5 protein-coding genes are annotated in these 7,880 nt (G+C 69.7%); 4 read left to right on the top strand and 1 reads right to left on the bottom strand.

The features are described 5' to 3' along the window. Positions 1–2: 2 nt before the first annotated feature. The 3 genes from uvrB (at position 3) to ACH4DX_RS05300 (ending at position 5,039) form a co-directional block, all read left to right on the top strand. Positions 3–2,156 (top strand): excinuclease ABC subunit UvrB, encoded by a 2,154-nt coding sequence (uvrB, locus tag ACH4DX_RS05290; protein ID WP_398154043.1) that lies wholly within the window; start codon positions 3–5, stop codon positions 2,154–2,156. A gap of 149 nt (positions 2,157–2,305) precedes the next feature. Further along, positions 2,306–2,884 (top strand): TerD family protein, encoded by a 579-nt coding sequence (locus ACH4DX_RS05295; protein WP_398117969.1) that lies wholly within the window; start codon positions 2,306–2,308, stop codon positions 2,882–2,884. Between the two features lie 166 nt (positions 2,885–3,050). Further along, positions 3,051–5,039: a TerD family protein gene (locus ACH4DX_RS05300; RefSeq protein WP_398154044.1), complete on the top strand. Its 1,989-nt coding sequence runs from the start codon at positions 3,051–3,053 to the stop codon at positions 5,037–5,039. Between the two features lie 109 nt (positions 5,040–5,148). Here ACH4DX_RS05300 and ACH4DX_RS05305 read toward each other — a convergent pair whose 3' ends face one another. Continuing rightward, positions 5,149–6,390: an IS30 family transposase gene (locus ACH4DX_RS05305; protein WP_398154045.1), complete on the bottom strand. Its 1,242-nt coding sequence runs from the start codon at positions 6,388–6,390 to the stop codon at positions 5,149–5,151. 334 nt (positions 6,391–6,724) lie between these two features. On the opposite strand from ACH4DX_RS05305, the gene ACH4DX_RS05310 reads away from it, so the two are divergent. After that, positions 6,725–7,723 (top strand): TerC family protein, encoded by a 999-nt coding sequence (locus ACH4DX_RS05310; RefSeq protein ID WP_398154046.1) that lies wholly within the window; start codon positions 6,725–6,727, stop codon positions 7,721–7,723. Positions 7,724–7,880 lie beyond the last annotated feature (157 nt).

Consider the following 7,880-nt stretch of genomic DNA (forward strand, 5'->3'; position numbering starts at 1 on the left):
CCATGCGGCCCGTATCGAAGATCGAACGCACGGTGGCACCTTTCGAGGTCGTCAGCCCGTACCAGCCCAGTGGCGACCAGCCCGCGGCCATCGCCGACCTGGACAAGCGCATCCGCGCGGGCGAGAAGGACGTCGTCCTGCTCGGCGCGACCGGCACCGGCAAGTCGGCCACCACCGCGTGGATGATCGAGAAGCTCCAGCGCCCCACACTCGTGATGGCGCCGAACAAGACCCTGGCCGCCCAGCTGGCGAACGAGTTCCGCGAACTCCTGCCGAACAACGCCGTCGAGTACTTCGTCTCGTACTACGACTACTACCAGCCCGAGGCCTACGTCCCCCAGTCGGACACGTACATCGAGAAGGACTCCTCGATCAACGAGGAGGTCGAGCGCCTGCGCCACTCCGCGACGAACTCGCTGCTCACCCGCCGCGACGTCGTCGTGGTCGCCTCCGTCTCCTGCATCTACGGCCTCGGCACCCCGCAGGAGTACGTGGACCGCATGGTGCCGCTCAAGGTCGGCGAGGAGATCGACCGCGACCAGCTCCTGCGCCGCTTCGTCGACATCCAGTACACCCGCAACGACCTCGCCTTCACCCGCGGCACCTTCCGGGTCCGCGGCGACACCATCGAGATCTTCCCGGTGTACGAGGAGCTGGCCGTCCGCATCGAGATGTTCGGCGACGAGATCGAGGCCCTCTCCACGCTGCACCCGCTGACCGGCGAGGTCATCAGCGACGACGACCACCTGTACGTCTTCCCGGCCTCCCACTACGTAGCGGGCCCGGAGCGCCTGGAGAAGGCCGTCACGGGCATCGAGAAGGAACTCACCGAGCGCCTCGCGGAGCTGGAGAAGCAGGGCAAGATGCTGGAGGCCCAGCGCCTGCGCATGCGCACCACGTACGACCTGGAGATGCTGCGCCAGATCGGCTCCTGCTCCGGCGTCGAGAACTACTCGATGCACTTCGACGACCGCGCGCCCGGCACCGCCCCCAACACCCTCCTCGACTACTTCCCCGAGGACTTCCTGCTCGTCCTGGACGAGTCGCACGTCACGGTCCCGCAGATCGGCGCGATGTACGAGGGCGACGCCTCCCGCAAGCGCACCCTCGTCGACCACGGCTTCCGGCTGCCGTCCGCCCTGGACAACCGCCCGCTGAAGTGGGAGGAGTTCCTCGGCCGCATCGGCCAGACGGTCTACCTCTCGGCGACCCCCGGCAAGTACGAGCTCTCACGCGGCGACGGCTTCGTCGAGCAGATCATCCGGCCCACCGGCCTCGTCGACCCCGAGGTCGTCGTCAAGCCCACCGAGGGCCAGATCGACGACCTGGTGCACGAGATCCGCAAGCGCACGGAGAAGGACGAGCGCGTCCTCGTCACCACCCTCACCAAGAAGATGGCCGAGGACCTCACCGACTACTTCCTCGAGCTCGGCATCCAGGTCCGCTATCTGCACAGCGACGTCGACACCCTGCGCCGTGTCGAGCTCCTGCGCGAGCTGCGCTCCGGTGAGTACGACGTCCTGGTCGGCATCAACCTCCTCCGGGAAGGCCTAGACCTGCCCGAGGTCTCCCTGGTGGCGATCCTGGACGCGGACAAGGAGGGCTTCCTGCGCTCGGGGACCTCCCTGATCCAGACCATCGGCCGCGCCGCGCGCAACGTCTCGGGCCAGGTCCATATGTACGCCGACAAGATCACCCCGGCGATGGAGAAGGCCATCGACGAGACCAACCGCCGCCGGGAGAAGCAGGTCGCGTACAACAAGGAGAAGGGCATCGACCCGCAGCCCCTCCGCAAGAAGATCAACGACATCGTGTCGGCGATCGCACGCGAGGAGGTCGACACGGAACAGCTCCTCGGCACCGACTACCGCAAGGCGAAGGACGGCAAGAGCGCCAAGGCCCCCGTGCCCTCCCTCGGCAGCACGGCCAAGGACGGCAAGAAGGCCGCCGCGGCCGGATCCGCCAAGGGCAAGGGCGCGAAGAAGGCCCCCACGGACCGCCCCGCCGCCGAACTCGCCGCGCAGATCGAGGAGATGACCGAGCGGATGCGCACCGCCGCCGCGAACCTCCAGTTCGAGATCGCCGCCCGGCTGCGGGACGAGGTGTCGGAGATGAAGAAGGAACTGCGACAGATGAAGGAAGCCGGACTGGCATAGTGCGGGCGGGGCGCCGCGACATCGCGCTGTGTTGCAACACCGACACAAATTGCCCGACCGGGTGCGTCACCCTGGACGCCGCTGCATAGGGTGAACGGGCGGCCGCCGCAAGGGGCGGTCGCCGGGGCAGTTCGAGAAGGGGACAGCGCGTGACGGTCAACATGACCAAGGGCCAGGCCATCAGCCTGCAGAAGAACGACGGGGGCGCGCTGACCTCAGTGCGCATGGGACTCGGCTGGCAGGCGGCCCCGCGGCGCGGCCTGTTCGGCTCCCGCACCCGGGAGGTCGACCTCGACGCGTCGGCGGTGCTCTTCGCCGACAAGCAGCCCGTCGACGTGGTGTTCTTCCGCCACCTCGTCAGCGACGACGGCTCGGTGCGGCACACCGGCGACAACCTCGTGGGCGGTGTCGGCCAGGGCGGCGACGACGAGGCCATCCTCGTCGACCTCCAGCGCGTCCCGGTCCACATCGACCAGATCGTCTTCACGGTGAACTCCTTCACCGGCCAGACCTTCCAGGAGGTGCAGAACGCCTTCTGCCGCCTGGTCGACGAGACCAACGGCCAGGAACTCGCCCGCTACACCCTCGACGGCGGCGGCCAGTACACCGCCCAGATCATGGCCAAGGTGCACCGCGCGGGCTCCGGCTGGCAGATGACGGCCCTCGGCAACCCCGCCAACGGCCGCACCTTCCAGGACCTGATGCCGGCGATCCTGCCGCACCTGTGAGCACGCACCTGTGAGCACGCACCTCCAAGTACGCAGCCGTGAGCACCGCGGCTGTCGGCACCGAGAAGCTGTGAGCGCCAACCTGTAGCACCGCAGACCGGCTGTCCGGCCCGGCAGTCCGTACGCAGGCCCGGTGAGGGGGCCGACACAAGGGGGAACGAACGCGATGACGGCTGAGCTGGTCAGGGGGCAGAACCACGCACTGCCCGGCACCCGCCTCGAGATCCGGGTGTCGGCCGGCAAGCCGATCGTGGCAGGTGCCACGCTCAGCGACGAGAAGCGCACGGTGCGCGGCACGTCCTGGGTCGCGCACCCCGGCGCGCCCACCCTGCCGGGACTCGAAGTGTCCCAGCAGGCGGCCGCCGACCACCGCCTCGCCGTCGACCTGAAGGCCCTGCCCGACGGCGTGCACCAGGTGAACGTGCTGCTCGCGCTGCCGGTCGGCGTCGGCGGCCCGGTCACCTTCGGCGCCGTCGCCGCCCCCTTCGTCGCCGTCACCGGCCTGGACGGCACCGAGATCGCCAGCTATACGATCACGGACCTGTCCGCCGAGTCGGCCGTCGTGGCCCTGGAGCTGTACCGCAGGAAAGACGCCTGGAAGGTCCGCGCCGTCGGCCAGGGCTATGCGGGCGGCCTCACCGACCTGCTCACCGACCAGGGCCTGCCCAGGGCCCAGGAACTGGCGACCGCCATCAACGACGCGGTGGCGCGCGGCCTCGCCCGCTCCGTGGCCACGCCACCGCCCCGCCCCGCGGACGAGGCCCGGGTGCGCGCCGCAGCCCAGGGCCACACCGCCCCCGGCCAGCCGCCGAGCCCGCCCGAGCCGGCCGCCGAGCCTGCCGCCACGCCCGTCGTCCCCGCCCAGCAGCCCGGCGACGGCGGCGCGCCCGTGCCCCAGCACCCGGGCGACGCCGTCCCGCCGCAGCCCGGCGACGGCGGGCCCGTGAACTACACCCACCCGCGCCGCCAGGCGGCCGCGCCCCCGCCGCCCGCGCCCACGGCCCGCCCCGCGGCGCCCGGACAGCACCCCACGCCCGTCGCCGGTGACGCCACCGGCTGGTCCCTGGAGGAGCGGCTCTACAACCAGGTCTGGGGCATGTTCGAAGACCTGGCCCGCACCGCCGCCGCGTACCGCAGCGCCGTGGACTTCGCCGACTCCCGCATGGAGCAGGAGCTCGACAAGGTCCTCTCCGACCCGCGCAGCCGCATCGGCGACACCGGGGACGCCGCGCGCGCCGCCGCCCGCACCCGCCACGGCGACCTCGTCGACCAGGCGCGCGCCGCCCTCGACCGCGACCTGGCCCAGCTCGCCGCGGAGGCGGAGGTCGTGGAGCCCGCCCTGCCCGTGGCCTTCGCCGACTGGTCGAGCCCCGTCTGGCAGGGCTATCGCGCGCCCATGGAGGTCCCGATGGCCCTGCGCCTCGGCGGCCTGCACCTGCCCGAGCGCCCGGAGCTGCGCATCCCCATGCTCGTCCGGCTGCCCCTGGAGCGCGGCCTGTGGATCGACAGCGGCCGCTCCGGCACGGACTCCCTCGCGGACGCGGACCAGCTGCGCCGCCTCGCCCTGGACAGCGCCGTCACCCACGCCGCCCGGCTGCTCGCCTCCTACCCGCCCGGCGCGTTCACGGTGCACGTCATCGACGCCGCGGGCACCGGCACGAGCGCCTTCGCGCCGCTCGTGACCGCCGGAGTCCTCGACGAGCCGCCCGCGACCGGCGCCGCCGGTGTCACCGCCCTGCTCACCCGGCTCACCCAGCGCGTGGACCTGGTGCAGATGGCGGTCCGCGGCGGCGTCGCCGACGCGCTGCCGCAGGACCTGGACACCGGCGAGCAGCTGCTCGTCGTGAACGACTTCCCGCACGGTTTCGACGACCGCGCCGTGACCCGGCTGCGCTATCTCGCCGACGAGGGCCCCGCGGTCGGCGTGCACCTGATGATGGTCGCCGACCGCGAGGAGGCCGCGGAGTACGGCCCCCTGCTCGACCCGCTGTGGCGAGCGCTACTGCGGCTGACGCCGGTGCCCGAGGACCACCTCGCGGACCCGTGGGTGGGCCACGCGTGGACGTACGAGCCGCCCGCGGTGCCGCCGGGCAGTCAGGTGCTCGGCCACGTCCTGGACCGGGTGGGAGCGGCACGCCGCACCGGCAGCCGCTGACGGCCACCCCTCGCCCCGCCCGTCCCCCCGCCTCTCGTCCCCGCCCCGCGCTCCTTCTCCTCGAAGCGCGCCCGCAGCGGCGAATTCCAGAGGTCGTCGCAACACGTGATCACTGACGTGTGGTGGCGAGCAGTTTAGACAGACGCTCGGCTGGGGTTTCCCAGCCGAGCGTCTTGCGTGGGCGGCTGTTGAGTTCAGTGGCGACAGCGTCGAGGTGGTCGCGGGTGTGGGCAGCCAGGTCGGTGCCCTTAGGGAAGTACTGCCGGAGCAGGCCGTTCGTGTTCTCGTTTGAGCCGCGCTGCCAAGGGCTGGCCGGGTTGCAGAAGTAGACCGGCATGCCCGTGGCGAGGGTGAAGGCCACATGGCCGGCCATCTCGTTGCCCTGGTCCCAGGTCATGGACCGTCTGAGTTGGGGTGGCAGTGCCTTGACTGTGCGTGCGAGGGCCTCGTGGAAGTGCTCTGCCCGGTGCTCGTCTGGCAGGTGCACCAGCATGGTGAAGCGCGTCGTCCGCTCGACCAGGGTGCCGATGGCAGATCGATGACCGGTCCCGACGATGAGGTCTCCCTCCCAGTGGCCAGGAACGGCCCGGTCGTCCGCCTCGGCGGGGCGGTCGCTGATCATCACCATGGGAATGGTGTAGCGGGGCTGGCGCCTGTTGGACTGACGACGAGGCTTCCGGCGTGCCCGCCCTGTCCGAAGGAAGCGGGCAAGTTCTCTGCGGAGTTCTCCCCGGCTCTGGACGTAAAGGGCCTGGTAGATGGTCTCGTGCGTCACTCGCATCTCCGGATCGTCGGGGAAGTCGCGGCGGAGCTGGTGGGCAATCTGCTCAGGGCTCCAACGCCGCTCCAGGCGCCCTTGTATGTAGTCGCGCAGTCGCGGACACGTGCCGATCTTTCCTGGCTTGGGTCGGGGGCGACGGGCCTCAGCTCGTGCCTGGGCGGCATGCGGCCGGTAGGCCCAGCGGGAGTCATCTCGTCGCAGCGGCATGCCGTTGCGACGTATCTCCCGGCTGACAGTCGATGGGCTGCGGCCCAGCTCTGCGGCGATGGCTCGGATCGAGGCCTTCTCCCGTAGCCGGTCGGCGATGTGGATGCGCTCGTCCTCGCGCAGATGCCGGCTAGGCGTAGCAGGAACGGCCGCCCGCTCTGATCGAACGGGCGGCTCGACCTTGCCGCTGTTGTACCGACGTCCGTTGCGCCACCCACGGGCCGTCCGCGGGTGAACGCCTACGGCTCTGGACGCCTCTTTGTTGCTGTAGCCCTGTTGCACGAGCTGGAAGTATTCCTCCCGCTCTGCACCGAGTCTCCTCGGCCCCTGCGGCTTCCGGACCTTACGAACCTCGAACTCCATCGCATCCCCTGAGCTGGGGTGTTGCGACGACCACTAGAACGGAAGAGCACGGGCAGGCTTTGTCGATCTAATGACTGTCAACGGTTCATCTACCGCCCTGACCTGGCCACTTGGCCTTTGTTTGCCGCTCCCTTTACCTAACCTTGGTGTTTCGCGTACTCTTGTCAGTGCGGAGGGGAGTACTCCCGTACGCGACGTGCCCGTCAATACGGACCGCCATCGGTCCCGGGGCGTCGGCCCGCGGCGCGGACAGCGCGCCCGGGTGGAAGAGACCTCCGGCAGCGACGACGCTGATCAGTAGCCGTACGACGCCGGAGGCGCAGTGGACGTTTCTATGACCATGTGGGTGCTGACCGTTCTCGGTCTGTGTGCCCTGATCGCGATGGACTTCGTCATCGGCCGCAAGCCGCATGACGTGTCCATCAAGGAAGCCGGTACGTGGACGATCGTCTGGATCGTGCTCGCCGTGCTGTTCGGAATAGGCCTGCTGATCGCAGGTGAGAGCCAGGCGTCCGGCGAGTTCTTCGCGGGCTTCGTCACCGAGAAGTCGCTGAGCGTCGACAACCTCTTCGTCTTCATCCTGATCATGGCGAAGTTCTCGGTGCCCTCACACCTCCAGCAGCGGGTGCTGCTGTTCGGTGTGCTGATAGCGCTCGTCCTGCGGGCGGTCTTCATCGCGGCCGGCGCCGCGATCATCGCCAGCTTCTCCTGGGTGTTCTACCTGTTCGGCGCGTTCCTGATCTACACCGCCTGGAAGCTCATCCAGGAGGCGCGTGCCGACGAGGAAGAAGAGGAGTGGGAGGAGAACCGCCTCCTGAAGTCCGTCGAGAAGAAGTTCGGCGTCGCCGACAGGTACCACGGCACGAAGCTGTTCATCGAGAAGAACGGCAAGAAGATCCTGACGCCCCTCATGGTCGTCATGCTCGCCATCGGCACCACCGACGTCCTGTTCGCGATGGACTCCATCCCGGCGATCTTCGGCCTGACCCAGGACCCGTACATCGTCTTCACCGCCAACGCCTTCGCGCTGATGGGTCTGCGACAGCTGTACTTCCTCATCGGCGGACTGCTCAAGAAGCTGGTCCACCTCAGCTACGGCCTGTCGGTGATCCTCGGCTTCATTGGCGTCAAGCTCGTCCTGCACGCCCTGCACGAGAACGGCGTACACGTCCCCGAGATCTCCATCCCGGTGTCGCTCGGCGTCATCTGCGGCGTGCTGATCATCACCACGATCACCAGCCTCATGGCCTCCAGGAAGCAGGCGGAGCGCGAGGCCGCCGAGGCCGGTCCGACTGGCAAGGACGACAGCCAGAAGGACAGCGTCGAGGCGTAGGCGCGCTGAAGAGCCACCCCGGAGCGGTGGGCCGGGGGGGGGGGGCCCCCCCCCCCCCCCGCGGTGTACTGCACACCTGAAGTGGCGGGCCCCCCCGGGGCGGGGGCGCCCCCATCAACAGAGTCGATAAATGCGGGCACCAGCCGCGCGGGGGGCG

This window comes from Streptomyces sp. NPDC017940, assembly GCF_044328435.1.
GTDB lineage: Bacteria > Actinomycetota > Actinomycetes > Streptomycetales > Streptomycetaceae > Streptomyces.

Coding starts and splice junctions, on each gene's coding strand:
- uvrB (WP_398154043.1), top strand. CDS start 3: ATGCGGCCCGTATCGAAGATCGAACGCACGGTGGCACCTTTCGAGGTC.
- ACH4DX_RS05300 (WP_398154044.1), top strand. CDS start 3,051: ATGACGGCTGAGCTGGTCAGGGGGCAGAACCACGCACTGCCCGGCACC.
- ACH4DX_RS05305 (WP_398154045.1), bottom strand. CDS start 6,390: ATGGAGTTCGAGGTTCGTAAGGTCCGGAAGCCGCAGGGGCCGAGGAGA.
- ACH4DX_RS05310 (WP_398154046.1), top strand. CDS start 6,725: ATGACCATGTGGGTGCTGACCGTTCTCGGTCTGTGTGCCCTGATCGCG.